26 protein-coding genes, 1 tRNA gene and 1 riboswitch are annotated in these 25,511 nt (G+C 69.9%); of the genes, 13 read left to right on the forward strand and 14 right to left on the reverse strand.

What is annotated here, in order from left to right:
- The first annotated feature begins 22 nt into the window (after positions 1-22).
- Together ABZS61_RS19690 and ABZS61_RS19695 are read left to right on the forward strand one after the other, a co-directional pair.
- On the forward strand, positions 23-679 hold the full coding sequence (locus ABZS61_RS19690; RefSeq protein ID WP_356422409.1) for a class I SAM-dependent methyltransferase: 657 nt from the start codon (positions 23-25) through the stop codon (positions 677-679).
- Positions 680-912: 233 nt separating this feature from the next.
- Positions 913-1,740 (forward strand): alpha/beta hydrolase, encoded by an 828-nt coding sequence (locus ABZS61_RS19695; protein ID WP_356422411.1) that lies wholly within the window; start codon positions 913-915, stop codon positions 1,738-1,740.
- Positions 1,741-1,804: 64 nt separating this feature from the next.
- Here ABZS61_RS19695 and ABZS61_RS19700 read toward each other — a convergent pair whose 3' ends face one another.
- The gene (locus ABZS61_RS19700) at positions 1,805-2,542 is read right to left on the reverse strand and encodes an NAD(P)H-binding protein (protein ID WP_356422414.1); all 738 of its coding nucleotides are present in this window, start codon (positions 2,540-2,542) and stop codon (positions 1,805-1,807) included.
- Positions 2,543-2,666: 124 nt separating this feature from the next.
- On the opposite strand from ABZS61_RS19700, the gene ligD reads away from it, so the two are divergent.
- Positions 2,667-3,629 carry a non-homologous end-joining DNA ligase gene (gene ligD, locus ABZS61_RS19705; protein ID WP_356422418.1) on the forward strand — a complete coding sequence of 321 codons (963 nt, stop codon included), beginning with the start codon at positions 2,667-2,669 and terminating at the stop codon, positions 3,627-3,629.
- A gap of 15 nt (positions 3,630-3,644) precedes the next feature.
- On the opposite strand, the gene ABZS61_RS19710 is transcribed toward ligD, so the two are convergent.
- On the reverse strand, positions 3,645-4,646 hold the full coding sequence (locus ABZS61_RS19710) for a Ku protein (RefSeq protein ID WP_356422421.1): 1,002 nt from the start codon (positions 4,644-4,646) through the stop codon (positions 3,645-3,647).
- A 361-nt stretch (positions 4,647-5,007) separates the two neighbouring features.
- On the opposite strand from ABZS61_RS19710, the gene ABZS61_RS19715 reads away from it, so the two are divergent.
- Both ABZS61_RS19715 and ABZS61_RS19720 read left to right on the forward strand, forming a co-directional pair.
- On the forward strand, positions 5,008-6,318 hold the full coding sequence (locus tag ABZS61_RS19715; RefSeq protein ID WP_356422424.1) for a cation:proton antiporter: 1,311 nt from the start codon (positions 5,008-5,010) through the stop codon (positions 6,316-6,318).
- A 463-nt stretch (positions 6,319-6,781) separates the two neighbouring features.
- The gene (locus tag ABZS61_RS19720) at positions 6,782-7,618 is read left to right on the forward strand and encodes an excalibur calcium-binding domain-containing protein (protein WP_356422427.1); all 837 of its coding nucleotides are present in this window, start codon (positions 6,782-6,784) and stop codon (positions 7,616-7,618) included.
- Between the two features lie 95 nt (positions 7,619-7,713).
- On the opposite strand, the gene ABZS61_RS19725 is transcribed toward ABZS61_RS19720, so the two are convergent.
- From ABZS61_RS19725 to ABZS61_RS19735, 3 genes are all read right to left on the reverse strand, one after another.
- Complete coding sequence (locus tag ABZS61_RS19725; RefSeq protein WP_356422430.1) at positions 7,714-8,253, reverse strand: hypothetical protein; 540 nt, start codon at positions 8,251-8,253, stop codon at positions 7,714-7,716.
- A 61-nt stretch (positions 8,254-8,314) separates the two neighbouring features.
- Complete coding sequence (locus ABZS61_RS19730; protein WP_356422433.1) at positions 8,315-8,896, reverse strand: TetR family transcriptional regulator; 582 nt, start codon at positions 8,894-8,896, stop codon at positions 8,315-8,317.
- Positions 8,893-10,359, reverse strand: coding sequence for an MFS transporter (locus tag ABZS61_RS19735; protein WP_356422436.1), 1,467 nt, complete (start codon positions 10,357-10,359; stop codon positions 8,893-8,895). The genes ABZS61_RS19730 and ABZS61_RS19735 overlap by 4 nt, the downstream gene beginning before the upstream one ends.
- Before the next feature lie 140 nt (positions 10,360-10,499).
- On the opposite strand from ABZS61_RS19735, the gene ABZS61_RS19740 reads away from it, so the two are divergent.
- On the forward strand, positions 10,500-10,802 hold the full coding sequence (locus ABZS61_RS19740) for a hypothetical protein (protein ID WP_356422439.1): 303 nt from the start codon (positions 10,500-10,502) through the stop codon (positions 10,800-10,802).
- A 186-nt stretch (positions 10,803-10,988) separates the two neighbouring features.
- On the opposite strand, the gene ABZS61_RS19745 is transcribed toward ABZS61_RS19740, so the two are convergent.
- Entirely contained in the window at positions 10,989-12,443 is a 1,455-nt protein-coding gene (locus ABZS61_RS19745) for a DUF445 domain-containing protein (RefSeq protein ID WP_356422442.1), read from the reverse strand.
- A gap of 141 nt (positions 12,444-12,584) precedes the next feature.
- Between ABZS61_RS19745 and ABZS61_RS19750 the strand changes: the two genes are divergently transcribed.
- A complete protein-coding gene (locus tag ABZS61_RS19750; protein WP_356422445.1) occupies positions 12,585-13,838 on the forward strand; it encodes an SGNH/GDSL hydrolase family protein in 1,254 nt (417 codons plus the stop codon).
- Positions 13,839-13,850: 12 nt separating this feature from the next.
- Here ABZS61_RS19750 and ABZS61_RS19755 read toward each other — a convergent pair whose 3' ends face one another.
- Genes ABZS61_RS19755 through ABZS61_RS19770 form a run of 4 tightly spaced genes read right to left on the reverse strand, consistent with a single transcriptional unit; the run spans position 13,851 to position 17,250 of the window.
- Positions 13,851-14,540 carry a DUF1707 domain-containing protein gene (locus ABZS61_RS19755; protein WP_356422448.1) on the reverse strand — a complete coding sequence of 230 codons (690 nt, stop codon included), beginning with the start codon at positions 14,538-14,540 and terminating at the stop codon, positions 13,851-13,853.
- Between the two features lie 49 nt (positions 14,541-14,589).
- A complete protein-coding gene (locus ABZS61_RS19760; protein ID WP_356422451.1) occupies positions 14,590-15,564 on the reverse strand; it encodes an ATP-binding cassette domain-containing protein in 975 nt (324 codons plus the stop codon).
- An 8-nt stretch (positions 15,565-15,572) separates the two neighbouring features.
- Positions 15,573-16,433, reverse strand: coding sequence for an ABC transporter permease (locus tag ABZS61_RS19765; RefSeq protein WP_356422520.1), 861 nt, complete (start codon positions 16,431-16,433; stop codon positions 15,573-15,575).
- A 16-nt stretch (positions 16,434-16,449) separates the two neighbouring features.
- Positions 16,450-17,250, reverse strand: coding sequence for an ABC-2 family transporter protein (locus tag ABZS61_RS19770; protein WP_356422454.1), 801 nt, complete (start codon positions 17,248-17,250; stop codon positions 16,450-16,452).
- A gap of 154 nt (positions 17,251-17,404) precedes the next feature.
- On the opposite strand from ABZS61_RS19770, the gene ABZS61_RS19775 reads away from it, so the two are divergent.
- Entirely contained in the window at positions 17,405-19,801 is a 2,397-nt protein-coding gene (locus ABZS61_RS19775; protein ID WP_356422457.1) for a transglycosylase domain-containing protein, read from the forward strand.
- 3 nt (positions 19,802-19,804) lie between these two features.
- Here the strand turns inward: ABZS61_RS19775 and ABZS61_RS19780 are convergent, their stop codons facing one another.
- From ABZS61_RS19780 to ABZS61_RS19790, 3 genes are all read right to left on the reverse strand, one after another.
- Positions 19,805-20,125, reverse strand: coding sequence for a multidrug efflux SMR transporter (locus ABZS61_RS19780; protein ID WP_329210587.1), 321 nt, complete (start codon positions 20,123-20,125; stop codon positions 19,805-19,807).
- 36 nt (positions 20,126-20,161) lie between these two features.
- A riboswitch (guanidine-III (ykkC-III) riboswitch) is annotated at positions 20,162-20,228 on the reverse strand.
- 54 nt (positions 20,229-20,282) lie between these two features.
- Positions 20,283-20,621 (reverse strand): co-chaperone GroES, encoded by a 339-nt coding sequence (locus ABZS61_RS19785; RefSeq protein WP_356422461.1) that lies wholly within the window; start codon positions 20,619-20,621, stop codon positions 20,283-20,285.
- A 62-nt stretch (positions 20,622-20,683) separates the two neighbouring features.
- A complete protein-coding gene (locus ABZS61_RS19790) occupies positions 20,684-21,004 on the reverse strand; it encodes a DUF3618 domain-containing protein (RefSeq protein ID WP_356422464.1) in 321 nt (106 codons plus the stop codon).
- 129 nt (positions 21,005-21,133) lie between these two features.
- Between ABZS61_RS19790 and bcp the strand changes: the two genes are divergently transcribed.
- From bcp to ABZS61_RS19815, 5 genes are all read left to right on the forward strand, one after another.
- Positions 21,134-21,601 (forward strand): thioredoxin-dependent thiol peroxidase, encoded by a 468-nt coding sequence (gene bcp / locus ABZS61_RS19795; protein ID WP_356422467.1) that lies wholly within the window; start codon positions 21,134-21,136, stop codon positions 21,599-21,601.
- A gap of 128 nt (positions 21,602-21,729) precedes the next feature.
- Entirely contained in the window at positions 21,730-23,226 is a 1,497-nt protein-coding gene (proP, locus tag ABZS61_RS19800; protein WP_356422470.1) for a glycine betaine/L-proline transporter ProP, read from the forward strand.
- Positions 23,227-23,375: 149 nt separating this feature from the next.
- A complete protein-coding gene (locus tag ABZS61_RS19805) occupies positions 23,376-24,032 on the forward strand; it encodes an HNH endonuclease signature motif containing protein (protein WP_356422474.1) in 657 nt (218 codons plus the stop codon).
- Positions 24,029-24,736, forward strand: a complete 708-nt coding sequence (locus tag ABZS61_RS19810; protein WP_356422477.1) for an HNH endonuclease signature motif containing protein — start codon at positions 24,029-24,031, stop codon at positions 24,734-24,736. The genes ABZS61_RS19805 and ABZS61_RS19810 overlap by 4 nt, the downstream gene beginning before the upstream one ends.
- Positions 24,737-24,746: 10 nt before the next feature.
- Positions 24,747-24,831, forward strand: a tRNA-Leu gene (locus ABZS61_RS19815).
- A 59-nt stretch (positions 24,832-24,890) separates the two neighbouring features.
- Here ABZS61_RS19815 and rdgB read toward each other — a convergent pair.
- Positions 24,891-25,493 (reverse strand): RdgB/HAM1 family non-canonical purine NTP pyrophosphatase, encoded by a 603-nt coding sequence (gene rdgB, locus ABZS61_RS19820; protein ID WP_356422480.1) that lies wholly within the window; start codon positions 25,491-25,493, stop codon positions 24,891-24,893.
- Between the last annotated feature and the right edge of the window lie 18 nt (positions 25,494-25,511).

Consider the following 25,511-nt stretch of genomic DNA (forward strand, 5'->3'; position numbering starts at 1 on the left):
CCAACTGCCTAGGGTCGGGGGCATGACCGATCACTCCCACCTGGCCGCCGTCCGGGACTCGTACGACACCGTCGCCGCCACCTACGCCGTACGGGTCCCGCGGCCCGCCGAACTCGACCCTCTGAACCGGGCGATGCTGGCCGCCTTCGCCGAACTGGTGCGGGCCGGGGGAAACGGCCGGGTCGCGGACCTCGGCTGCGGCCCCGGCCTGGTGACGGCGCACCTGGCCTCACTGGGCCTGGACGCGTTCGGCATCGACCTCTCCCCCTCGATGGTCGGGATCGCCCGGGAGGGCAACCCCGGACTGCGGTTCACCGAGGGCTCGATGACCGCTCTGCCCGTCGCGGACGACGAACTGGGCGGCATCCTGGCCTGGTACTCCACGCACCACACCCCACCGGAGCAACTGCCGGGTGTCTTCGCCGAGTTCCACCGCACCCTGGCACCCGGCGGACATGTACTCCTCGGCGGTTACATCGGCGAGGACGAACACCTGAGCCCCGCCGAGGCGTACGGCCACCCGGTGTCCTTCCGCTCCTACTTCCTGCCGCTGGACCGCCTCGCGGAGCTGCTGCGCGGGGCGGGTCTCGTCGTCGCGGCGCGCCTGGAACAGGCACCCGTCGGGCGTGCGAAACGACCCGATGTCTGCATCGTGGCCCGGAAGCCGGTGAGCCGGTAGGCCGTGGGACCCGGGTCCCCGCACCTCGGTACACCGGGCACGGGGACCTGCGCCGCGGTGCGCCACTGCGCCGATCGCGGCATCCTCCCAGCGGCGGTAAATTGTCGACATCAGCGCCTCCGGGCCCGTGCGTGCCGGGCGCGGCCCGGCAGTCGCGCGGCCCGGCCGACGTGCCGCGCAGCCGATCCGGTGGGCGCACACAGTCCGTACCGACTCGTTCGAGAGGACCCGTCATGCCGTTCATCACCACGCAGGACCGTACGCCGATCTTCTACAAGGACTGGGGAACGGGACAGCCCGTCGTATTCAGTCACGGCTGGCCCCTGAACGCCGACGCGTGGGATCCGCAGGCCCGGCTGATGGCGGAGAACGGCTTCCGCGCGATCGCCCACGACCGGCGCGGGCACGGCCGTTCCGGACAGCCCTGGAACGGCAACGACCTCGACACGTACGCCGACGACCTGGCGGCGCTGATCGAGGAGCTCGACCTGCGCGACATCATCCTGGTCGGCCACTCCACGGGTGGCGGCGAGGTGACGCGCTACATCGGCCGCCACGGCACGGGGCGGGTCGCCAAGGCCGTGCTGCTCGGTGCGATCCCGCCGTTGATGCTCAAGACGGAGGCGAACCCGGAAGGGCTGCCACGCGACGTGTTCGACGGCATCCGCAAGGGCGTCGCGACCGACCGCTCCCAGTTCTACCAGGAGCTCAGCGCGGCCTTCTACGGCGCCAACCGCCCCGGCGCGGACGTCTCCCAGGGCACCCGCGACGCGTTCTGGCTGTGGTCGCTGCAGGTCGGGATCAAGGGCGCGTACGACTGCGTCAAGGCATTCTCCGAGACGGACCTCACCGAGGACCTCAAGGCGTTCGACATCCCCACCCTCATCGCCCACGGCAGCGACGACCAGATCGTCCCCATCGTGGCCTCGGCTGAGAAGTCCTCCAAGATCGTCAAGCACGCCACGCTCAAGGTGTACGAGGGAGCGCCGCACGGCCTGTCGATGGTCGCCCCGTTCAAGGACGTCTTCGACGCGGACCTGCTGGCCTTCGCCCGCGCCTGAGCGGGCCACCCGCGCCATCCCGCCCGGCGGCGGGGCAGCCCCGCCGCCGGGCCGGCCGCGCCGGTCAGGCCGTCGCGAGCCAGTCGCGGTAGTGGGTGGGCGCGATGAGCACGTCGCCCTTGGCGATGATGGCGTCGCCCGGTACGGCCGCGAACATTCCGGCGCTGGCGTCCGTGACGACGGTGCGCGTGTCGCCGCGGGCGGCCAGCGTGATCCTGCCGAGCTCGTCCAACGGAAAGACGTCGGGGCCGGCGACGTTGCGGGTGCCGCCGAGAGGGCTGTCGACGGTGACGTCGGCCACCGCCCGGGCGACATCGGCCGCGGCCATGGGCTGCAGCGGAGTGGACGGCAGGCGGACGGTCTCCCCGTCGTCGGTCCAGGACAGCACAGCGTCCATGAACTCGAAGAACTGCGTGGCCCGGACGATCGAGTACGGGACGGGCCCGGACTTGAGCACGTCCTCCTGGAGGACCTTGGCCCGGTAGTAGTCGAGTCCGGGCACCTGGTCCGCGCCGACGATGGACAGCACCACCGCGTGGCCGACCCCCGCCCGCTCGGCTTCCGCGAGGAGGTTGTCCATCGTGATCCGGAAGAAGTCGAGGGAGACGTCGTCGAAGGTGGGCGAGTTCGTCAGGTTGACGACGGCATCGGCCCCTTCGAGCGCCTGGGGCAGTCCCTGGCCGGTGAGGAGGTCGACACCGGTGGACAGCGAGTGCGGTACCGCGTCATGTCCGGCCGCGTTCAGGAACTTCACCACCTGTGAGCCGATGAGTCCCGTTCCGCCGATCACTGCGACCTTCATGTCTTGTCTCCCGGAGAGTGAACCCTGGATCCGATATGCCGGATTTGCCGCGACTTTCCCACTCTACTCAGACGGCCGGGAAAGCGGCCGGGAAAGTACCGCCGCGGGCTGAGAAGGTGGATCCATGGCCACTCTGCCCCGGATTGCCCCGATGCTCGCCACGCCCGGCACCCTGCCGCCCCCGGCCGCCGACGACCAATGGGCGTTCGAGGTGAAGCAGGACGGCCAGCGGGCCGTCGTCTATCTGCCGGGAGACGGCACCGTGGAACTGCTGGCCCGCTCCGGTGCCGACATCACGGCCGCCTACCCGGAACTCGCGGCGCTCGGCCCCGCGCTCGACGGCGTACCGGCCGTGCTGGACGGCGAGATCGTCGCACTGGACAGCCAGGGGCGCAGCGACTTCGAACGCCTGCAGTCCCGCATGGGACTCGCCGGGTCGCCCGCCCGAGCCGCCCGCATGGCCGAGCGGGTCCCCGCCCACCTCGTCCTGTTCGACGCCCTGTTCCTCCGCGGCACCAGCCTCCTCCCGCTGCCCTACACGGAACGCCGCACGGCCCTGGAGGGGCTGGGACTCGGCGGGGCGCACTGGTCGACACCCGCGGTCGTCGTCGGGCACGGCGAGGAAGCCCTCGGGATGACCCGGGAAGCCGGACTGGAGGGCCTGATCGCCAAGCGGCTCTCCTCCGCGTACGAGCCGGGGGTCCGCTCCCGCACCTGGATCAAGATCCGCCACGTACACACCGTGGATGTCGTCGTCGGCGGCTGGGTGCCCGGTCGCGGCCGGCTGGACGGGCTGCCCGGAGCGCTCCTGGTCGGCGAACGGCACGAGGGCGGGCTGCTGCGCTACGCGGGCAACGTCGGGACGGGGTGGAGCGACGCGGAGCGGACCACCCTCGGCGAGCTGCTCCGGGTCGCCGAGATCGACACCTGCCCGTTCGACGAGGTGCCTCCGATCGCGGGTGCGCGATGGGTGCTGCCGCGGCTCGTCGGCGAGGTGCGGTACGCGACCCGGACCAGGGCGGGGCGGCTGCGCCAGCCCTCCTGGCACCGGCTGCGACCCGACCTCGCCCCGGACGACCTCGGGTGAGGCAACGCCCCGGACTCAGGACGCCGTCCGCTTCCTGGCAGCCGCCTTCCGCGCCGGTTTCCCGGCTGTCTTCCCCGTCTTCCCGGCTGTCGTCTTCCCGGCCGCCGCACTCCTGGCCGTCGTCTTCTTGGCCGTCGTCTTCTTCGCGGCCGTCTTCTTCGCAGCCCGCTTCCGGGTGCCGGACGTCATCTCGTGCACGGTCGCGTGCTCGCCCTCCGCCCCGGTGGCCTCGCCGCGCGTCTCCTTCGCCGCCTTCACCGAGGCGTTCAGCGCGGCCATCAGGTCCATGACCTTCCCCGACTCCTCCTCCTCCTCGCCCCCGCGCGGCTCCGGCAGCTCCTTGCCCTCCGACTTGGCCGCGATCAGCTCCTCCAGAGCGTCCCGGTAGCGGTCCCGGAAGCCGGAGATGTCATCGAGGGCCATCGTGTCGGTGAGCTGGACGGCCCGCTCGATCTCGTCCTCGTCCAGCTCGACATCGCCGGGCGCCAGGGACTCGGGGCTGCGGATCTCGTCCGGCCACCGCATGGAGTGCAGCACGATGGCGTTGTCCCGCACCCGCAGCAGACCCAGACGCTCGCGGTTGTGCCAGGCGAACTTGGCGACGGCGACCTTGTCACTGCGCTCCAGCGCCTTGCGCAGCAAGGTGTACGGCTTCGCCGCGACCTGGCCGTCGGTCGCGAGGTAGTAGCTGTCGCTGATCCGTACCGGATCGACCTGGTCCGCGTCGACGAACGCCACGATCTCGATCGCCTTCGCCGTCGGCAACGGCATCCGGTCGAGCTCCTCGTCCGTGACGGGCACGGTCCGGTCCTTGGCGATCTCGTACCCCTTGCCGATCTCGTCCTGGGAGAGGACCTCACCGTCGAGCTCGCACACCTTGCGGGTCCGGATACGGCCCATGTCCTCGAGGTGGTACTGGTGGAAGGAGATCGAGTGGTTCTCGGTGGCGGACACCACCTTGATCGGGATGGTGACCAGCCCGAAGCTGATCGCTCCGGTCCACAGGGGCCGCGGCATCCAGTACCTCCAGACCCCCCTGGTGGCTGGGCTGTGCAGATCCCACATCGAGTGGCCGCATCCCGGGCCGAGCGGCCACGCATCCGGACGGGCAGGCCGGGAGGGTCAGCGGTACGCGTGTCACCCGGCCTCGCCCCTTCACCGCACCCCCTCACCGTAGGACGCTCGGCGCGTGGCCGCTCGTCGCGGCCACCCTTTGCGCGACCCCGGCCGCCCTCTGCGCGACCCCGGCCGCGGATGACGGCTGCGGGCAGTGGCGGCCGACCTGGTGCCGCACGCGTGTCGGTGCCATGTCGGTGATCCGGCCCCGCGCCACACTGGCTCTCGGCTCCGTGCTTTGGGACAGGAAGAGCGGGACGTCATGAGTGGTGGCAGCAACTGGACCGGAGCCGCGATCGCGGCCGTCACCGCCGGCTACGCGCTGTTCTCGCGCCGCCTGAGCTCGACGCCGGTATCGGCTCCCATGGTGTTCACCGGCTTCGGTGTGCTCATCGGCCCGATCGGACTGGACGTTCTCGACCTGGGACACGACGCGGGCCCCGTGATGCTGCTGGCCGAGGCCGCCCTGGCCCTCCTGCTGTTCACCGACGCGATGACGGTACGCCGACGGGCCCTTCGCGCGGGCCGCTTCCTGCCCCTGCGTCTGCTGGCCATCGGCCTGCCCCTGTGCATCGCAGCGGGGTGGCTGCTGGCGTGGCCCCTGTTTCCCGGCCTGACCATGTGGGAGTTCGCGTTGCTGGGCGCCGTGCTCGCCCCCACCGACGCGGCGCTCGGCAAGACCGCCGGCTCCAGTCCCCGTGTTCCGGCCCTCGTTCGCCAGGGACTCAACGTCGAGAGCGGCCTGAACGACGGTCTGGCGCTGCCGTTCTTCCTGCTGTTCCTTGCCGCGCTCCCGGGCACGCTCGCCTCCGAGGAAGGCGCGGGCGGAGTGTTCTGGCGGTCGGTGGTCATCAGCACCCTGGTGGGTCTGGCCCTCGGCTGGGCCGGAGGAAGACTGCTGGCCCTCGCACGGGCCAGGGACTGGGCGACAGGCGAATGGCAGCAGGTGGCCGTCCTGGCAGTGGCCTTCTGCGCGTACAGCGTGGCAGCCGGCATCGACGGAAGCGGGTTCATCGCCACCTGGATGGGCGGGTTCGCGTTCGGTACGGCACTGCGCACGGGCAGGCCGGCGGCAGAGGACCGGACCGAGAAGCGGCCGTCCGACCTGGCCGAGTACGTGGGCGGGCTGCTGGGGACCATGAGCTTTCTGGCCTTCGGGGCGGTCCTGCTCGGTCCGGCGCTGGAGCACCTGAACTGGCGCGTCATCACGTACGCGGTCCTCAGCCTGACGGTCGTCAGAATGCTTCCGGTGACCCTCGCGCTGATCGGCACCGGTATGCGGGTGCCCACGCTCGCCTACATCGGCTGGTTCGGCCCCCGCGGCCTGGCTTCCGTGGTCTTCGGACTTCTCCTGGTCGAGGACCGTGTGCCCGGAATCGAACTCCTGGGACAGGTCATCGCGGTCACCATCGGCCTCAGCATCCTGCTGCACGGCATGTCGGCGCCGTACTTCGCCGACCTCTACGGCGACTGGTACGACACGGCCGTGGCCGCCGACCCCGACCTCCGTGAGGCCCGGGGCACACCCGAAGCCTCCACCGCACCGCACTCCGGCTCACGACGCCTGCGCTGAACCGGGCAGGACCGAAGCCTGCGGTGAGGAAGGGCGAGCATCCGGGCACCCGGGATCCCGCACAGGCACGGCCCGCCGGGGACATGCGTCGGCGACGTGGGCCGGGAGGCGGACCGGAGCGCCTGGAAGGGAGAACCGGCCCGAGAGGGCCGAGGCGCGACCCGGGCCACCGCCCGTACCTCCGATCCTCGCGCCGGTACCCCTGGACCGCATGTGGATCACCGCAGGTACGTCACGCCCGCGGCAGGTCCAGCTGCTCCCAGGCACCGTGCGCACTCCTCCACCGGCCGGGCGCCGGGAAACGAGGCGGTGAGGCGCCACGCGACAGGCCCCTCCACACATCCTCCATCCTTTCATCACAATTCCGCTTCCTTTCGCCGAAGCTCTCCTCCCGGCTCCCCACCGCTGCGAGCATCGCCGCCTCACCTGCACAGAGAAACTGCGCACATGCCTTGGGGGGCACATGACTTCGAGAGTGAAGAGCGGTCCGGTCCGGATCTCCGCAGGGATCGCCGTCCTGGCGATGGCCCTGGCGGGGTGCGGCGGAAGCGGCAGTGACGCGAAGACGGTGGCCAACTCGTCCCGGGCGGCCTCCGGCGAGCGGACGCTCGCCCTCGTGGACGACGTGGCGAGCGCGGACGCCGGCACGGAGATCGTGATCGAGGCGCTCGCCAACGATGCCGTGACCCTGGAGGACGGCAGGGACGCACCGCTCCTCGGCACCTACGACACGGCCGAGTTCACCTTGTCCGTCGAGAGCCCGACCCCGCACGGGACCGTCACCGTCCAGGGGACCTCGCTCGTTTACACGGCCGCGGCCGATTACGGCGGCGAGGACAAGTTCACCTACCAGGTCCTGGTCAACGGGAAGGCGGCACCCAGCGACAAGGCCGTCGTACGGATCACCGTGGCCGAGCCCGCCCCGACCCCGTCCCCGACGCCCACGCCCACACCCACACCGAAGCCGAAGGTGAAGGTCTCCACCGAGCCCTCGGTGTACTACAGCAACTGCGACGCGGTACGGACGGCCGGGGCCGCACCCGTCCGGCGTGGGGACCCGGGCTACGCGGCCCATCTGGACCGTGACAACGACGGGGTCGGCTGCGAGCCGTACGGGGCCGCGACCGGCGGAGGATCCTCCAGCGGCGGTTCGACGGACGGCGGTTCCTCCGGCGGCGGCGGCACCTACTACGCCAACTGCTCCGCCGTGCGCGCCGCAGGGGCCGCACCCATCCGCCGCGGGGACCCCGGCTACGGCTCCCACCTCGACCGGGACGGCGACGGCGTCGCCTGCGAGTAGACGGTGTCACCGGGCTGAGCCGGCTCGGCCGCCGGGCGGTCACCCAGGTGTGCGAGACGGGCGACGTGTCGGTCCTGGGGACCGGCCGTGCCGGGTCAGCGGTAGTCGTCCGGGTGGCCCTGCATCCAGGTGTTGATGCGGTCGCGAGTGCCGATCAGCTGGGTGCGGTGCTTCTCCAGGTTGGCCGTGGAGGTGTCGTTCTTCAGCTCCGTGCGCAGGGTGCCCATCCAGGCCAAGGGCTCCTTGAAGTGGCCCGGACCCTTCGCGTCCGCCTTCATGGCCGCGTCCAGACCGGCCAGTTCCTCGTTGACCCTGCCCAGGAAGTAGGCACAGTCACCGGCGCCCGGGGTGCAGGTCTCGTTCAGGGTCGCCTGCAGGCCGGCGAAAGCGTCGCGGACCAGCTCGGGGCTGTTCGGACCCGCGTCGGCATCCCCCTCCGGACTCGCCGGGGGGAACGCCTCCCCCTCCGCTTCAACACCGTCGGCCGTCGCGCTCGCCGTCACGCTCACATCCGGCGCCGCCTGCGGAACGTCACCGCCCGGCCCGCTCGTGGTGGTCGCCTCTGAGCAGCCGACCAGGACCGCTCCCAGGATCACGGCCGGTACGGCGGCACGCAGAGCACTGCGGATGAACATGAGGCCCCCCTCGTCATTTGGCCCAGACCTTACTGCCTGGGGCCGGCCGGCCGACGACCGGTCAGCCCGCGACCAGGTTCTGGAGCGCGGGGGCGTACAGGTCCGCGAGGTGTTCCGGGGTGGCGCGGGAACCGGCGCCCTCGCGGTGAAGGCTGAGCGTGGCGCCCAGGCCGATCAGGTGGCCGGCGATCAGCTCGGCGCGCAGGGCACGTTCGCGGCCGGGAAGACGGGCCGTCAGGCGCCCGGTGACCTGCTCGTGGAAGCGGGTGCGCAGCAGGGAGCGCTCGTCCTGGTTGCCCAGGGAGAAGACGACACGCAGCAGGGGGTCGCTCTGGTGCGCCCTGCGACTGCGTACGAGCGTCAGCACCATGTGGCGGCCGAGCCCGTCGAGCGGGGCGTCGAAGAGCTCCTCGGCTGCCGGGCCGAAGTCCGCGACGGTGTTGAAGAGTTCTTCCTTGCGGCCGAAGTGCTTCACCACGAGGGACGCGCTCACACCGGCATCGGCCGCGATGCCCCGGATGGTCACCTCCGCGTACGGACGCTGCGTGAACGCCCTGCGCGCGGCACGCAGAATCGCGTCCTTGCCCGTGGGCTCAGCCGTTGCGGATGGTGCGGGTGTCGCTGCGGTGACTCGGGCGGTCATGCGCCCTCCTGGATCGGCATCGCCCGCGTACGGCGTCTGCTCCTGCGGCTCCCTTTGACCGTACCCGCATCCGCCCGCCCGCCCGGCAGGCACAGCGTCACCGCCAGGGCCAGCAGTGCGGCAGCCGCAGCGATCAGGAAGACCAGCTGGTAGGCCTGGAGTGTCGGGGCCGTGCGGCCACCGGCCAGGAAGGTCATGTGGGCGAGCACCGCCGCCACCGTGGCACTGCAGAACGCCTGGCCGATCGACCGCATGAGGGTGTTCAGACCGTTGGCTGCGCCCGTCTCGCCGACCGGGACCCCGCGCATGACCAGCGCGGGCAGTGCGGAGTACGCGATGGCGGTGCCCGCGGAGACGACCGTCGCGCCCGCGATGATCAGCCACAGGCTGTGGCTGGTGAAGTACCGCACGACATAGCCCACGGCGATGATCCCGGCGGCCAGGGCGAGGCTGGTCTTCGGGCCGCGACCGGCGGAGATCCGTGCCGATACGGGCGAGAGCGCCACCATCGCCAGGCCGCCGGGCAGCAGGCACAGGCCGCTGACGACGAGCGAGGCGCCGAGCCCGTAGCCGGTGGCCTCGGGCTCCTGCACCATCTGGGCGGTGACCAGGGAGTTCGCGTAGAAGGCGAAGCCGATCAGCAGGGCGGCGACGTTCGTGAGGAGCACCGCGGGACGGGCCGAGACCCGCAGGTCGACCATGGGGGTGGGCACGCGGAGCTCGTACGCGCCCCAGAGCAGCGCGACGATCACGGCGACGGCGAGCAGCCCGAGGGTGCGCGCCGACGTCCAGCCCCAGTCGCCGCCCTGGGTGACCGCGAGCAGCAGGCAGACCAGCGCCGCAGCCAGGCCGAGCGCACCGATCGCGTCGAAGCGGCCACGGGAGCGGAGCGAGGACTCCGGCACGAAGCGGAGCACCAGGACGATGTCCAGGACGCCGATGGCCCCGGAGACCCAGAACATCGTGTGCCAGTCGAAGTTCTCGATGACGAGCGCCGCGACCGGGAGGCCGACGGCCGCCCCGATGCCGAGCGTCGAGCTCATCAGGGCGACCGCGGACAGCACGCGCTCGGGCGGCAGTTCGTCCCGCAGGATGCTGATGCCCAGGGGTACGACGGCGATCGCCGCTCCCTGGAGGGCACGGCCGGTGATCAGCACGCCGATGTGGGAGCTGACGGCGCACAGCACCGAGCCGACGACGAGGACACCGAGGGACGCGAGGAGCACGCGCCGCTTTCCGTACATGTCGCCGACCCGGCCGAGGACGGGGGTGAACACCGCACCGGTGAGGAGGGTGACGGTGACCAGCCAGCTGGCGGCGGCGGGGGTGGCCCCGGTGAGGGCCGGGATGTGCGGGAGGAGCGGGACGACGATCGTCTGCATGACAGCGACCACGACGCCGCAGAAGGCCAGCACGCCTACGGCGAAGCGGGGGTGGTCCGGGGCGGTGGCCGGGTCGGTCATGTGGTCTCCGTACGCAGGGGGGTGCACAAGCGTTCACCTTCAGGGTAAACGCTTGTGCACCCCCTGGGTGCCACTGGAGTTCGAAGCAGCGCGTTAGCCTCGGAGCCTCGACCTGTACGAAGGAAGCGAAGGTGGCTGCGATGGCGAAGGTCCCGGCGGCGGCAGTGGCGGCGAGCGGACTCCTCGGGGGGTACGGGGTCGCCCGGTGGACCGGGAAGCGGCCGCTCGGCGGTGTCGCGCTCGCCGCCGCCGGCTCCCTCGCCGCGTACGAGTGGAACCGGCAGGCCGGGGCCCGCGCGGCCGTCGGGCTGACCGCCGCCTACGTCGCCGCGTTCGCCGGATCGCACCCGCTCGCCAAGAAGATCGGCGCCTGGCCCGCCGTGTTCGCCGTCGCGGGCGGAGTCGCCGCGGCCTCGTGGGCGGTCACACGGCGCAGCGCCTGAAAAAAGGTGCACCGGGCGATGAACACCGGCGGCACGGGGCGCGTACTGAACGGCAACTCCCCCGCGTGACCCGGGGGTGCTCCCGTACGACAGGACGGGAGCACCCCCGGAGCCTTCCCTCCACAACACCGCGCCCGCCACGGCTCACGCCGACGCCCTTAGGGCGCCCGGTGCCGTCGAGCGCCGTCAGCCGCCCAGTGCGCGGGAGACCGAATAGATCACCAGCCCGGCCAGCGCACCCACCACCGTGCCGTTGATCCGGATGAACTGCAGGTCGCGGCCGATGTGCGCCTCGATCTTCTTCGAGGTCTGGTCCGCGTCCCAGCCGGCGACGGTATCGCTGATCAGCGACGTGATCTCCGTGCGGTACGTCGTGACGACGTACACCGCCGCGTCCTCCAGCCAGCCCTCCAGCTTGGCCTGCAGCCGCCCGTCCGTCGCCAGCCTGGCGCCCAGCGACATCAGCGAGGCCCTGGCACGCAGCCGCAGCTCGCTCCGCTCGTCCTCCGCCGCCGCGATGATCATCGTGCGTACCGAGGACCAGGCCGACGCGATGACGTCCTGCACCTCGCCGCGCCCCAGGATCTCCGACTTCAGCCGCTCCACACGCGCCCGGGTGTCCGAGTCCGTCTGGAGGTCGGCGGCGAAGTCCGTCAGGAACGTGTCGATCGAGCCGCGCGCCGGATGCCCCGGCATGTCCCGCATCTCCGTGACGAAGCGCAGCAGTTCCTTGTAGACCCGCTCACCCACCCGCTTGTCGACGAACCGCGGCGTCCAGCCCGGAGCCCCGCCCTGCACCGCGTCCATCACGGACTCGCCGTGCTCGACCAGCCAGTCGTGGGCCCTCACACAGACGAGGTCGACGACCCTGCGGTGCCCGCCGTCGGCGACGACCTTCTCCAGCATCTTGCCGATGCCGGGGCCGACCTCCGCCGCATCCGCCCGCCGGGTGATCGCCTCGCCGACGACCGCCTGCACGTCCGCGTCCCGAAGCACCGTCAACGCACCGCGCAGCGCGGTCGCGAGCTCCGCGGTCACCCGGTCCGCGTGATCCGGCTCGGCCAGCCACGCCCCGAGCCGCGCACCGACGCCCAGAGCGTGAATTCGGTCACGAACGACGTCTCCGGAGAGAAAATTCTCGCCCACGAAGGAACCGAGTGATGCCCCGAGCTGGTCCTTCTTGGTGGGGATGATGGCCGTGTGGGGGATGGGGAGTCCGAGCGGGCGGCGGAAGAGCGCCGTGACCGCGAACCAGTCCGCCAGCGCACCCACCATGCCCGCTTCGGCAGCCGCTGCGACGTAGCCCGGCCAGCCACCCACACCCTCGTTCTCCGCCCAGGTGGCGAGGACGTAGACGAGCGCGACGAGCAGGAGCAGACCCGTGGCGGTGGTCTTCATACGGCGCACTCCGCGCTGTTTCTCCTCGTCCGCAGCGGTGTACGAGAAACCGGCCAGCGGCGCAGCGGCCCGCCGGGCACCCGGGCCGCCCGCCCCGTCCGGACCGGCGCCGGCCCCGGTGCCGGCTGCCGCTGTCCCGGTCCCGCGCATCAGCCCCGGCCGCCCGGACGCGGGACCGTTCGGCCCCGGTCCCGCCCCGGAGTCCGGGCCGGACCCCGCTCCCTGTCCCGCGTCGTGTTCCATCCGCTCCACCCGTCCGCGTACGCGTCACCCAGTGCCGTACGCATTGTCCCTACCTCACCTACTCCCGGGCCGCACGTCGAGTTCCCCGCGGCCTGTCGCATCATGAGACCGACCCGATCATCACGAGGAGAATCACCGCACATGCCCAGGCGCCAGGGGTATGCCCTGCTCATCGCCCTCACAGCAGGCACCGCCGCGCTCGCCGCCGCACTCGCGTTCGGTACGACACTGATCGCCGGGGAACGCGGGGCGCCGCTCCCCGGGCCCGAGGCGCACGCGGCCGCACGCAATCCCGCCGCGCCGGCCCACTCCACCGGCACCTGGGTCGCCACCTGGACCGGAGCACCCGTCAGCGGCGAACCGGACACGGAACAGGGCCTCCCCGGACGCACCATCCGCAACACCGTGCACACCAGCGTCGGCGGCGACGCCGCCCGCATCACCCTCTCCAACCTCTTCGGCACGGCCCCGCTCGTCATCGACGAAGCCACCGTCAACACCCGGCCGGTGACCTTCCGCGGCCTGCCCGTCGTCACCGTCGCCGCAGGCCGGCAGATCATCAGTGACCCCGTGGTCGTGCCCGTCGCACCCGACACCGATCTCGTCGTCACCCTGCGCACCCCGTACCGGAGCGGCCCCGTCACCTCCCACGCCCACGCCCTGCAGACGTCGTACCTGGCCGACGACCGCGGCACCTGGCGGACCGACCGGTGGCGCTACCTCACCGCGGTGGACGTCCGCAACGAGACCTCACCGGGCACGATCGTCGTCATCGGCGACTCCCTCACCGCGGGCAGCGGCTCCACCGCCGACGCCAACAACCGCTGGCCGGACGTACTCTCCGACCGGCTGGAGCACCGCTACGGGATCGCCAACCAGGGCATCGCGGGCAACCGCCTGCTGCGCGACAGCGCCCCCGAGAGGAACGGCCGGGGCGGCATCGGCGCAACCCACCGCTTCGAGCGTGACGTACTGTCCGTCGCCGGAGCCAGGACCGTGATCATCGCCCTGGGCATCAACGACGTGCAGCAGGCCCCCCAGGAGGAGGACCCCCAGCGCATCGTGGCCGGACTGCGCTCCCTCACGGAACGCGCCCACGCCCGCGGACTGCGGGTCGTCGGAACGACGCTGACACCCTTCCAGGGCTTCGGCACCTGGACACCCGAACGCAACGACGTACGCCTGGCGGTCAACGAACAGATCCGGGCAGGCCGGATCTTCGACGACGTCATCGACTTCGACCGGGCCGTACGCGACCCCTACGCACCCAACCGGCTCCTGCCCTCGTACGACTCCGGCGACCGGCTCCACTTCAACGACGCCGGCTACCGGACGCTGGGCCGCCTCGTCGACCTCGCGACAGTGACCGGAACACCGAAGGCCGGAGCCTTCTGACCGCGCCCGCCCTCAGGAACCGTCCGGCTTCTCCAGACGCAGCCGCTCCGCCTCCCTGAGGCGCTGCCGCTGCACCTTGTTCCACTTGCGGTCCACACCGACCCCGCCCATCAGGGCGAACCCGGTCACCCGCACCCGCGGCGCGTCCGGCGCCGGATCGCCGAAGTCGGCGTCCTTCGTCTGCTCGTCGAAACCGCCCATGACACCGATGCCATTGACGTGGAGGTGCACGTTCGGCGGGACCTTCACCTGCAGCCCGCCCATGATCGCGAAGCACCGGATGACGATGTCGCGCTCCTCGAAGTCCGCTTCACGCAGATCGATCTCGCCCCCGCCCCACATCGCGAACGCGGTGAACGTCCGCCCCACCGTCCAACGGCCCTTGCGGCTGAAGCCGCCCCAGAAGGCGAACCCACCCGAGGACGTCGCGGGGCGACCGATACGCCTGGACCAGTCGACGGACGTCCCCGCGGCCCGCACGGGCGACGACCCGCCCAAGGGCGCGACAGCCGTACCCGGCACCGGGAGGTCGCGCACGATCGGCTCCAACTCCCCGTGCGTACGCGCCTTGTACGTCGCGTCGAGCCGTTGCTCGAACTCGTCCATCTCCAGCCGGCCCTCGGCCACGGCCTCCCGCAAGGTCTCGGCGACCCGCTCACGTTCCGCATCGGAAGCACGCATGTCCGGACGTTCACTTGTCATATCCCGCAGCCTATAGAGCAACCCGGAGACGGGCCCAGAGCGAGACACCCTAGAGACGCGAATCCGACGCGTACATCTTCGCGATCACGGCCTCGATGTCCGGCTCCCGCACCGACAGGTCCACCAGCGGATAGTCCGCCGCGATGCGCGCCACCAGCGGAGCCGCCGACGCCGACGCGGGAAACGCCAGCCACTGCCGGGGTCCCTCCACCTTCACCACCCGCACCGAAGGCTCCGACGCCAGCTCGATCGGCGGCAGTTCCCGCTCCAGGTCGACCACGAGCGTGCGCTCGCTCTCCCCCACCTCGTGCAGCCCGGACAGGGCACCGTCGTACACCAGACGGCCGTGGTCGATCACCATCACCCGCTTGCACAGCATCTCGATATCGGTCAGGTCGTGCGTGGTCAGCAACACCGTCGTGGACCGCTCCGCGTTCAAGTCCCGCAGGAACTCACGCACCTTGGCCTTGGAGACCACATCCAGCCCGATCGTCGGCTCGTCCAGGTACAGCACCTCCGGATCGTGCAGCAGCGCCGCCGCGATATCGCCCCGCATCCGCTGCCCCAACGACAACTGCCGCACCGGAGTCTCCAACAGCTCACCCAGATCGAGGAGTTCCACACAGCGGTCCAGGTTCTCCCGAAAACGGCGGTCCGGGATCCGGTACATCCGGTGCATCAGCCGGTAAGAATCACGCAGCGGCAGATCCCACCACAGCGTCGTACGCTGCCCGAACACCACACCGATCCGGTGCGCCAGCTTCGTACGCTCCCGCGACGGGTCGATCCCCGCGACCCGCAGCCGGCCGCCGCTCGGGGTGAGGATCCCCGTCAGCATCTTGATCGTCGTCGACTTGCCCGCACCGTTCGGGCCGATGTACCCCACCATCTCGCCGCGCGGAACCCGGAAACTGATGCCGTCCACCGCACGCACCTCGTGCCGCTCCCGGCGCAGGAACCCGGTCCTGCGGTGTACGTCGAAGACCTTCTCGACCCCGTCGAGCTCGATGAAGTCCATGCCCATGCCCCTCCTCAGCTCCCCGTACTGCGGTACGCCCGCAGCCCCGCCCGCCACGCCAGCCCCGCAAGCACCCAGCACAGCCCCGCCACCAGCGGCGGCAGGAACGCCACCCACTCCGGCAGCCCCAACGGATAGTCCCGGCCCAGCACATACAGCGCGGGCAGCCAGCTCACGAACGCCAGCGGCACCACGAACGTCACCCCTCGCACCAGGTCCTTCGCGAAGATCGACGGCGGGTACTGGAGCAGCGTCGTCCCCCCGTACGTGAAGGAGCTCTGCACCTCCGCCGCGTCCTGCGCGAAGAACTGGAACGCCGCCCCCGCCACGAACACCGCCCCGAAGATCGCCGCCCCGCTCAGCACCATCAGCGGCAGCATCAGCACCTTCAGCGGTGTCCACGCGATGTCGAGCGTCACCAGCGCATAGCCGAACACCGCCAGCCCCTGCGTGACCCGACCCAGCCGGCGCAGCGCGAACCGGTCCGCGGCCACCTGCGCCAGCACCGGAACGGGCCGCACCAGCAACGTGTCGAACGTCCCGTCACGCACCCGCCGCCCCAGCCGGTCCATCGACCCCAGCGCCAGATCGGACAACCCGAACGCCGTCGCCGACGCCCCGTACAGCAACGCGATCTCCGGCAGCGAATAGCCGCCCAACGCGTCGACATGAGCGAACATCAGCATGATCGTGACGAAGTCGAACGCCGTCGCCACGAAGTTCCCGAGCGTCGTCATCACGAACGACGCACGGTACGCCATCGTCGAACGCAGCCACATCGCCACGATCAGCCCGTACGCCCGGACCCCCTCCACCAGCCGCGACCGGTCGGCGAACACGATCTCCGGCAACAGCTCCGGCTCCCCGGCGGCCACCCTCCCGGCCTGGACCTCAGCCACCCTGGACCACCACCCTCCTGGTCGCCACCGACTGCAGCAGCCGCCCCGCGAGCAGCAGCGTCACCGCCCAGCCGGCCTGGAAGGCGTACGCCTGCACCAGGCCCCACCCCGTGCTCCTGCCGAGGAACACATCGGCAGGCACCTGCAGCAGCGACGACCACGGCAAGGCGCGTGCCACCTCGCCCAGTACCCCGGGAAACAGATTCAGTGGCAGCAGCATCCCCGAGAAGAACATCCCGGCGAGCCAGGCGATCTGCATCGCCCCGGCCCCGTCCATCAGCCAGAACGCGGACAGCGCCACCAGGAAACGCACCGCGAAACTGACCACGACACCCAACGCCACCGACACCAGGAAGGCCGGCCAGATCCACGGCGAGGACGGCAGCGCCAGATCGAAGGCCAGCGCCCCCAGCAGCATGGGAACGATCCCGCGCCCCAGCAGATGGAACGCCGCCCGGCCCAGGTCCCCCGCCAGCCACCACAGCTGAAGGTCCGCCGGCCGGTACAGATCGACCGCGATGTCCCCCGTCCGGATCCGCTCCATCAGCTCGTCCTCGAAGCCGCCGCCCATCAGCGCATTGGTCATCAGCAGCGCCTGGCCCAGCCACACATACGTCAGGGCCTGGGACACGTCGTAGCCGCCTAGCTGCGGACGCGCGTCCCACAGGGCGATATAGGTGTACGCCATGATGAAACCGAAGACGGTGTTGGTGAACACCCCCGCCGCCGTCGCCATCCGGTACGTGGCATGCCGCCGGAACCCACCGGCCGCCACCACCGCATAGAGCCGCACCGCGCCTCCCCTCCCCGCTCATCGGGCCAAAGCGCACGACCCTAGTCCAGGACGGACAGCCGCCGCGACCCTTTATCCGCGGAGGATCCGGTGGTTATCACTCCGAAAAGTGCACTATGGGATAACTGCCCGCAGCCGAGGAGCCTCCACAGCCATGAGCCACGAGCCACCGCAGCCCGGCGGAGACAACGGAGAGCCAGGTCAAAAGGGTCCCGGCGGCTGGCCGCCCCGGGATCCCACCGTGGCGCCGAACGGGAACCCACAGCCCACGGACGGCGCAAAGGGCAGCAAGGGGCGCACAAAACGCTCCAAGCGGCCCAAGCGCACCGGCTGGCGCCGCGCCGTACCCACCTGGCGCATGGTGCTCGGCAGCACCCTCCTCATCGCGCTCCTGCTCATCGGCGGATTCATCGCCGGATACAAACTCGTCGGCATCCCCGCAGCGAACGCCACCGCGACCGCGCAGTCGAACGTCTACCTCTACGAGGACGGCAGCGTCATCGCCCGCGACGGCGAGATCAACCGGGAGAACGTCCGGCTCGACAAGATCCCCCGCACCGTCCAGCACGCCGTACTCGCCGCAGAGGACCGGGACTTCTACTCCGAACCCGCCATCGACGTCAAAGCCATGACCCGCGCCGGCTGGAACACCCTCACCGGCAAGGGCCGCCAGGGCGGCTCCACCATCACCCAGCAGTACGTCAAGAACTACTACCTCGGCCAGGAACAGACCGTCGTACGCAAGGCCAAGGAGTTCTTCATCTCGATCAAGCTCGGCCGCGAACAGAGCAAGGACGAGATCCTCGAGGGCTACCTCAACACCAGCTACTTCGGCCGCAACTCGTACGGCATCCAGGCCGCCTCCCACGCCTACTACGGCAAGGACGCCAAAGACCTCGGCACCGGCGAAGGCGCTTACCTCGCCTCCCTGCTCAACGCCCCCAGCGCCTACGACGTCGTCGCCCACCCCGAGAACACGGCCGCGGCCCTCGCCCGCTGGAACTACGTACTCGACGGCATGGTCAAGGAGAACTGGCTGAGCCCCTCCGACCGCGACGCCATGACCTTCCCCGTCCCCGGCAAGGCCAAGCCCCCCACCGCACTCTCCGGACAGCGCGGCTACCTCGTCCAGGCCGTCGACGACTACCTCGCCGCCAACAGGATCCTCGACGAGAACACCCTCGCCACCGGCGGCTACCGCATCACCACCACACTCGAGAAGAAGAAGCAGGACGCCCTCGTCGAAGCCGTCGAGGACAACGTCCTCGACAAGACCAGCGACGAGCGCAAGGCCGACCGCATCGTCCGCGTCGGCGGAGCCTCCATCGACCCCGCCACCGGCCACGTCCTCGCCATGTACGGCGGCATCGACTACACCAAGCAGTACGTCAACAACGCGACCCGCCGCGACTACCAAGTCGGCTCCACCTTCAAGCCGTTCGTCCTCACCGCCGCCATGGCCAACGGATCCACCACCCAGGACGGCCGGGGCATCACCCCCAACACCCGCTACGACGGCACCAACAAACGCACCGTCCAGAGCGCCCGCGGCTCCACCGGCTACTCCCCAGCCAACGAGGACGACGTCGACTACGGCTCCCTCACCGTCCGCGAGGCCACCGACAAATCCGTCAACGCCGTCTACGCCCAGATGGCCCAGGACGTCGGCCCCGACGCCGTCAAGGACACCGCGGTCTCCCTCGGCATCCCCCAGAACACCCCCGACCTCACCGCCTCCCCCTCCATCGCCCTCGGCCCCGCCACCGCCAGCGTCCTCGACATGACCGAGGCCTACGCCACCCTCGCCGACCACGGCAAGCAGCGCGAACACACCCTCGTCGCCAAGATCAGCAAGAACGGTGCCGCCATCGCACTCCCCGCCAGGCACACCCGGCAGGCCGTCAGCCGCGAAGCCGCCGACACCACCACCTCCGTCCTGCGGAGCGTCGTCGACGGCGGCACCGGCACCGCCGCCCAAGCGGCGAACCGCCCCGCCGCAGGCAAGACAGGCACCGCCGAGGAGGACAAGGCCGCCTGGTTCGCCGGCTACACCCCCGACCTCGCGACCGTCATCGCCGTGATGGGCCAGGACCCCGACACCGGCGTACAGAAACCCCTGTACGGAGCACTCGGCCTCGCCCGCATCAACGGCGGCGGCGCACCCGCACAGACCTGGGCCGCCTACACCGCCGCCGCACTCAAGGACGACGACGTGCAGCAGTTCGAACTCGAAGCCGAGGAAGGCCCGGAAGAAGCCGACCCGGAAGAGGAAGGAAACGAGGAAGGGAACGAGGAGTCGGACGGACCCCGTGAGGACCGGAACGAAACCGGCTCCCCCGAGTACCCCGAGTCCGACACCCCCTCCGACGTCGGCACGGAAACCTCCCGGGCCCCACGAGCCCCCAGGACCGCCACGCCTGCCGACGCCCCCTCACGCACCTCCGCCGCCCGAACACCCGACACTCCCGACGGCGACCGCCCCGCCCCCGGCAACCCGGAGGACGACGGCTTCATCGAAGGAGCCCGCGGCCACGGCCTGCCCCGCCGCTGACACTCAGTGCCCGGACGTCGCCTTCAGACCCACCACGGCCACCAGCAGCAGACACACGAAGAAGATGCGGGCGGCCGTCACCGGCTCGTGCAGCACCACCATGCCCAGCACCGCCGCACCCGCCGCACCGATGCCGACCCACACCCCGTACGCCGTACCGATCGGCAGCGTCTTCGCCGCATGCGACAACAGCACCATGCTGGCCACGATCCCGAGGCCCGTGAACACACTCGGCCACAACCGGGTGAACCCCTCGGTGTACTTCATCCCGATCGACCAGCCCACTTCCAGCAGACCGGCAACAATCAACAGAACCCACGCCACGACGGCACCTCCGACACGAAACACGCGAACAACACGGGTGCGTCGTCTTTACGGAAACCCGGTACGGCGCGTCTCGTCGGGATCACCCCAGACTAGCAAAACCCAGCCAAAAGGCCTGGTGACAACGGTCACCAGGCCCCACACCACACCTGCCGGACTACAGATACAAGCCCGTCGAATCCACCGAACCCTCGAACCGGTCCGCCGCCACCGCATGCAGATCACGCTCCCGCATCAGCACGTACGCCACACCCCGCACCTCGACCTCCGCACGGTCCTCGGGGTCGTACAGCACCCGGTCCCCCGGCTCCACCGTCCGCACGTTCTGACCGACCGCGACCACCGCGGCCCACGCAAGACGCCGGCCCACCGCCGCAGTGGCAGGAATCAGGATCCCGCCACCCGAACGCCGCTCACCCTCGGGCGAATCGGACCGGACCAGCACACGGTCGTGCAGCATCCGGATGGGCAGCTTGTCGTCGGTGTCGTTGCTCACGCCCCGAAACCTACCTGCCCCGAACCGCTCCGCACGCCTCCGGGGCCATCAGGGATCCGCCCTCAGCGCTTCCTGCCCCGCACCGAAACCGTCAGCAACGTCACCGCACCGGCCACCAGCAGCACCGCCGGAATCACCCGCTCCAGCCGGGGCGAACCCTCCGCCGACACGAACTGCGCCTTCACATCCGAAACCGACCGGTTCACCGCGACGAACGCACGACCGGCGGTCCGGTCAACCGTCGACGCCACCTTCGCCTTCGCATCACCGATGATCGTCTTCGGATGCACCCGCACCCCGATCTCGTCCAGCACCACCGCAAGCTGCTCACGCCTGCTGATGATGTCCGCCTCGATCTGCGCAGGGGTCCTCGTATCCGACACTGCGCCGCCTCCGTGGTCGTCGTCCGGTAAACCTTCATCGACAGTCTGTCAGCTCGACCGCTCCTACACCCGGCGGCACCCCCTATTACGCTCGGTCCCACACAGCCCGCGTGCCACTCGAGGAGAAACATGAGCGAGCGACTCCAGACCGGCGACACCGCCCCCGCCTTCACCCTTCCGGACGCCGACGGCAACGACGTCTCGCTCGCGGACCACAAGGGCCGCAAGGTCATCGTCTACTTCTACCCCGCCGCACTTACCCCCGGTTGCACGAAGCAGGCCTGCGACTTCACCGACAACCTGGAGCTCCTCACCGGCGCCGGATACGACGTCATCGGCGTGTCCCCCGACAAGCCGGAGAAGCTCGCCACGTTCCGCGAGAAGGAGAACCTCAAGGTCACCCTCGTCGGAGACCCCTCCAAGGAGACCCTGGAGGCGTACGGCGCCTACGGCGAGAAGAAGCTCTACGGCAAAGTGGTGACAGGCGTCATCAGGTCCACGATCGTCGTCGACGAGGACGGCAAAGTGGAGCGCGCCCTCTACAACGTCAAGGCGACCGGTCACGTAGCGAAGATCATCAAGGACCTCGGCATCTAACCGGTTCCACCCCGCCACCCGGCCGAAAACGTGTGAGCGACGTCGCAATCGGCCACGGATTCGGTTTGCAACCGCCATGACCGCGCAGAAGCCTTTCCTGGAACACCCTTCGAGGAAAGGAACCGGCCATGGCGGCCCCCGACCCCCACCAGGCGGCCGACCCTGACGCGGTCAAACGCCACCCCGCGCTCTTCCGCGCCATCAGGAAGCGCCAGAACCCCCGGCTCCGTCGGACCGACATCACCGTCACCGACGACCAGGCGGTCAAGCGCGCGGTGAAGGCGGCATCGCTCGGTAACGCCATGGAGTGGTTCGACTTCGGTATCTACTCCTACCTGGCCGTCACCATCGGGCACGTCTTCTTCCCTTCCGGGAACGACACCACCCAGCTCCTCTCCTCCTTCGCGACCTTTGCCGTGGCCTTCCTCGTCAGGCCACTCGGCGGAATGTTCTTCGGGCCCATGGGCGACAAGATCGGCCGGAAGAAGGTCCTCGCCCTCACCATGATCCTCATGGCGATCGGCACCTTCGCGATCGGCATCATCCCCTCCCACGACACCATCGGGCTATGGGCCCCCGCCCTGCTGATCCTCTTCCGGATGCTCCAGGGCTTCTCCACCGGCGGCGAGTACGGCGGCGCCTCCACCTTCATCGCCGAGTACGCCCCCGACAAACGCCGCGGCTTCTTCGGCAGCTTCCTCGAATTCGGCACACTCGCCGGATACGTCGGCGCCGCAGGGCTGGTCACCGCCCTGTACGCCCTCCTGGACACCCCGCAGATGGAGTCCTGGGGCTGGCGCATCCCGTTCCTCGTCGCCGGGCCCCTCGGCCTCGTCGGCCTCTACCTGCGACTGCGCCTCGACGAGACCCCCGCGTTCCAGAAGCTCGAAGGCGGCACCGCCCACGCAACGGAGGCAGCCGACCACGTCGAGACCACCGCCAAGGGCGACCTCGCCAAGATCTTCCGCCAGTACTGGCCGACGCTGATCCTCTGCATCGCCCTGGTCGGCGCGTACAACATCGCCGACTACATGCTGCTGTCGTACATGCCGACCTACCTCTCCGACGAACTCGGCTACAGCGAGACCCACGGCCTGCTCATCCTGCTCGCCGTCATGGTCTTCCTGATGCTGATCATCAGCCGGTTCGGCAAGCTCTCCGACCGCTTCGGCCGCAAACCGCTCCTGATGACCGGCATGCTCGGCTTCCTGTTCCTGTCCCTGCCGTCCTTCCTCCTGATCCGCCAGGGCAGCATCCCGGCCATCACCATCGGCATGCTGCTGATGGGCCTCTCCCTGGTCTGCATGCTGGGCACGATGTCCGCGGCACTCCCGGCCCTGTTCCCGACGAACGTCCGCTACGGCTCCCTGTCGGTCGGCTACAACATCTCCGCCTCGCTCTTCGGCGGTACGACCCCGCTGGTGATCACGGCCCTGATCAGCTGGACCGGCTCGAACCTGATGCCGGCGTACTACGCCATGGCGGCTGCCCTGGTCGGCGTGATCGCCGTGGCCTGCATGAAGGAAACGGCCAACCAGCCACTGGCCGGCTCCCCGCCCTCGGTGGAAACGGCGGAAGAAGCGGCTGAACTGGTCCACGCCCAGAGCCCGGACCCGAAGTTCTGACAGACGTTCCCGCAGTAAGGGCCCCGTATCGCTTCACTCGAAGCGGTACGGGCCCTTCCATATCTCGTCGCATTACGGACGTGACCATCCGATAAACGGTTCGTTGCTCCGTACGAGGCCGCGAACGCGCGGCCGGATGCGGAGGGGACATGCAGGCAAGCCCATACACGCGCGAGCGCCTCGCGGAGGCGGCCTCGTCGTCACGGACGCTCTCGGAGGCACTGCTGAAACTCGGGGTCGACCCGAAAAGTCCGACACGGCGGTACGTTCAAGAGCGCATGAAGAAGATGGGCATTACCACTGGGCACTTTGAGCGCGAGGGTGCCCGATGGACCAGGGAAATCCTGGGGCCCGTCGTGGCCGCCTCAACAAGCGTGTACGAGGTGCTCCAACGCCTCGGACTCGAAGCGGTGGGCGGTCATCACACCAACATCAGCCGTCGCATCAGGGCGTTCGGCATTAACACCTCGCACTTCACCCCGCCGCCCAGAGCGGGGATGAAGCAGCGTCGCCGCACCCCGCAGGAGTGGCTGGTGGAGGACACCTCACCCCACGCTCGCCGAGTTCCGGGCACCCGCCTCAGGCCGGCCATGTCGGCACTCGGCGTTGCAGAACGCTGCGCCCTCTGCAAGACGGGCCCGGTCTGGCGTGGGCATCCGCTCCCACTTGAGGTGGACCACATCAACGGGAACTGGCGCGACAATCGCCTCGAGAATCTCCGGCTTCTCTGCCCCAACTGCCATTCGGCCACCGATACATATCGCGGCCGCGCGAAGGGCCGCCGCGCTCGGAGCGACAGCCGATGAGTCAGAGGCAGCAGTACACCCGTGACCGGCTGACCAGTGCTGCGAAGCACTGCTCAGACATCGACGAGGTCATAGCCCTTTTCGGCACTCACCCCTACGGGCACCTGCGCCGATACCTGTTGCGACGGTTCGCCCACTTCGGGATCGACGTCTCCCACTTCCGCCGCCTGGGTTCCGACACAGTCGCATCGCGCCCGTCCCGGGACGAGCTCTGTGAGGCTGTGGCGAAGTCTCGATCACTGGCGGAGCTGCTGCGCATGCTTGGCCGTAGGGACAACGGGCATCAACGCATCCTGCTACACCGGTGGATCGCGGAAGAAGGTGTGACGACCTCGCACTTCCTCGGTCAGGCACACCAGCGCGGCAAACCCGCCCCGACGCCCACCAGGCGCCCGGAGGATCTTTTGGTGAGGCATGACGGGAAGCGCCGCACCAAGACCACACTTCTGCGTCGCGCCCTCGCCGAGGTTGGCGTACCCGAGGTGTGCGACGGGTGTGGATGTGGCCCGGTCTGGCGCGGGAATCCGATCACCCTGGAGATCGACCACATCAACGGTGACTGGAGTGATGACCGAGCCGAGAATCTGAGGCTCCTGTGCCCGAACTGTCACGCCATCACCACCACGTGGTGCCGAGGAGGCGCACGCCGAACAGTGCACCCTCAAAACTCGCTCACCACCTCAGCCGACGGGCCGGTACGATGACAAACGGCTAGCGGCGGTGGTGCAACCGGCGACACAGCAGACTTAGGATCTGTGGCCCGTGAAACGGCTTGAGGGTTCGAATCCCTTCCGCCGCACCGAGAACGGCCTGCGCATCGAAGGATCGATGCGCAGGCCGTTTCTGTGTCAACCACTCTCAGCCCATCAACTCCCGCACCACCGGCACCAGCGCCCGGAACGCCTTGCCGCGGTGGCTGATGGCGTTCTTCTCCGCCGGGGTCAGTTCCGCGCACGTCCGGGTCTCGCCGTCGGGCTGGAGGATCGGGTCGTAGCCGAAGCCGTGCGTGCCCGACGGGGTGTGGCGCAGGATGCCGGTCAGGCGGCCTTCGACCACGCGTTCCGTGCCGTCGGGGAGGGCCAGGGCCGCGGCGCAGGCGAAGTAGGCGCCGCGGTGCGGGGTGTCGATGTCGCCGAGCTGGGCCAGGAGCAGGTCCAGGTTGGCGCGGTCGTCGCCGTGGGTGCCGGACCAGCGGGCCGAGAAGATGCCGGGGGCGCCGCCGAGTACGTCGACGCAGAGGCCGGAGTCGTCGGCGACGGCCGGGTGGCCGGTGGCGCGGGCCAGGGCGTGGGCCTTGAGGAGGGCGTTCTCGGCGAAGGTGACGCCGGTTTCCTTGACGTCGGGGATTTCGGGGTACGCGTCCGCGCCGACGAGGTCGTGGGTGAGACCCGCGTCGGCGAGGATCGCGTGGAGTTCGGTGATTTTCCCGGCGTTGCGGGTGGCGAGGATCAGGCGCGTCATGCGTCGATTATCGCCGTA

It is taken from the genome of Streptomyces sp. NPDC005566, assembly GCF_040605575.1.
GTDB lineage: Bacteria > Actinomycetota > Actinomycetes > Streptomycetales > Streptomycetaceae > Streptomyces.

What these genes read in the sequence shown, in the direction of transcription:
- rdgB (WP_356422480.1), bottom strand. Translation starts at nt 25,493, where the DNA reads ATGACGCGCCTGATCCTCGCCACCCGCAACGCCGGGAAAATCACCGAA.
- bcp (WP_356422467.1), top strand. Translation starts at nt 21,134, where the DNA reads ATGAGCGAGCGACTCCAGACCGGCGACACCGCCCCCGCCTTCACCCTT.
- ABZS61_RS19730 (WP_356422433.1), bottom strand. Translation starts at nt 8,896, where the DNA reads ATGACCGCCCGAGTCACCGCAGCGACACCCGCACCATCCGCAACGGCT.
- ABZS61_RS19745 (WP_356422442.1), bottom strand. Translation starts at nt 12,443, where the DNA reads ATGGAACACGACGCGGGACAGGGAGCGGGGTCCGGCCCGGACTCCGGG.
- ABZS61_RS19710 (WP_356422421.1), bottom strand. Translation starts at nt 4,646, where the DNA reads ATGCCGCGGCCCCTGTGGACCGGAGCGATCAGCTTCGGGCTGGTCACC.
- ligD (WP_356422418.1), top strand. Translation starts at nt 2,667, where the DNA reads ATGGCCACTCTGCCCCGGATTGCCCCGATGCTCGCCACGCCCGGCACC.
- ABZS61_RS19805 (WP_356422474.1), top strand. Translation starts at nt 23,376, where the DNA reads ATGCAGGCAAGCCCATACACGCGCGAGCGCCTCGCGGAGGCGGCCTCG.
- ABZS61_RS19810 (WP_356422477.1), top strand. Translation starts at nt 24,029, where the DNA reads ATGAGTCAGAGGCAGCAGTACACCCGTGACCGGCTGACCAGTGCTGCG.
- ABZS61_RS19760 (WP_356422451.1), bottom strand. Translation starts at nt 15,564, where the DNA reads ATGGGCATGGACTTCATCGAGCTCGACGGGGTCGAGAAGGTCTTCGAC.
- ABZS61_RS19700 (WP_356422414.1), bottom strand. Translation starts at nt 2,542, where the DNA reads ATGAAGGTCGCAGTGATCGGCGGAACGGGACTCATCGGCTCACAGGTG.
- ABZS61_RS19725 (WP_356422430.1), bottom strand. Translation starts at nt 8,253, where the DNA reads ATGTTCATCCGCAGTGCTCTGCGTGCCGCCGTACCGGCCGTGATCCTG.
- ABZS61_RS19775 (WP_356422457.1), top strand. Translation starts at nt 17,405, where the DNA reads ATGAGCCACGAGCCACCGCAGCCCGGCGGAGACAACGGAGAGCCAGGT.
- ABZS61_RS19735 (WP_356422436.1), bottom strand. Translation starts at nt 10,359, where the DNA reads ATGACCGACCCGGCCACCGCCCCGGACCACCCCCGCTTCGCCGTAGGC.
- ABZS61_RS19720 (WP_356422427.1), top strand. Translation starts at nt 6,782, where the DNA reads ATGACTTCGAGAGTGAAGAGCGGTCCGGTCCGGATCTCCGCAGGGATC.
- ABZS61_RS19715 (WP_356422424.1), top strand. Translation starts at nt 5,008, where the DNA reads ATGAGTGGTGGCAGCAACTGGACCGGAGCCGCGATCGCGGCCGTCACC.
- ABZS61_RS19755 (WP_356422448.1), bottom strand. Translation starts at nt 14,540, where the DNA reads ATGACAAGTGAACGTCCGGACATGCGTGCTTCCGATGCGGAACGTGAG.
- ABZS61_RS19740 (WP_356422439.1), top strand. Translation starts at nt 10,500, where the DNA reads ATGGCGAAGGTCCCGGCGGCGGCAGTGGCGGCGAGCGGACTCCTCGGG.
- ABZS61_RS19750 (WP_356422445.1), top strand. Translation starts at nt 12,585, where the DNA reads ATGCCCAGGCGCCAGGGGTATGCCCTGCTCATCGCCCTCACAGCAGGC.
- ABZS61_RS19695 (WP_356422411.1), top strand. Translation starts at nt 913, where the DNA reads ATGCCGTTCATCACCACGCAGGACCGTACGCCGATCTTCTACAAGGAC.
- ABZS61_RS19690 (WP_356422409.1), top strand. Translation starts at nt 23, where the DNA reads ATGACCGATCACTCCCACCTGGCCGCCGTCCGGGACTCGTACGACACC.
- proP (WP_356422470.1), top strand. Translation starts at nt 21,730, where the DNA reads ATGGCGGCCCCCGACCCCCACCAGGCGGCCGACCCTGACGCGGTCAAA.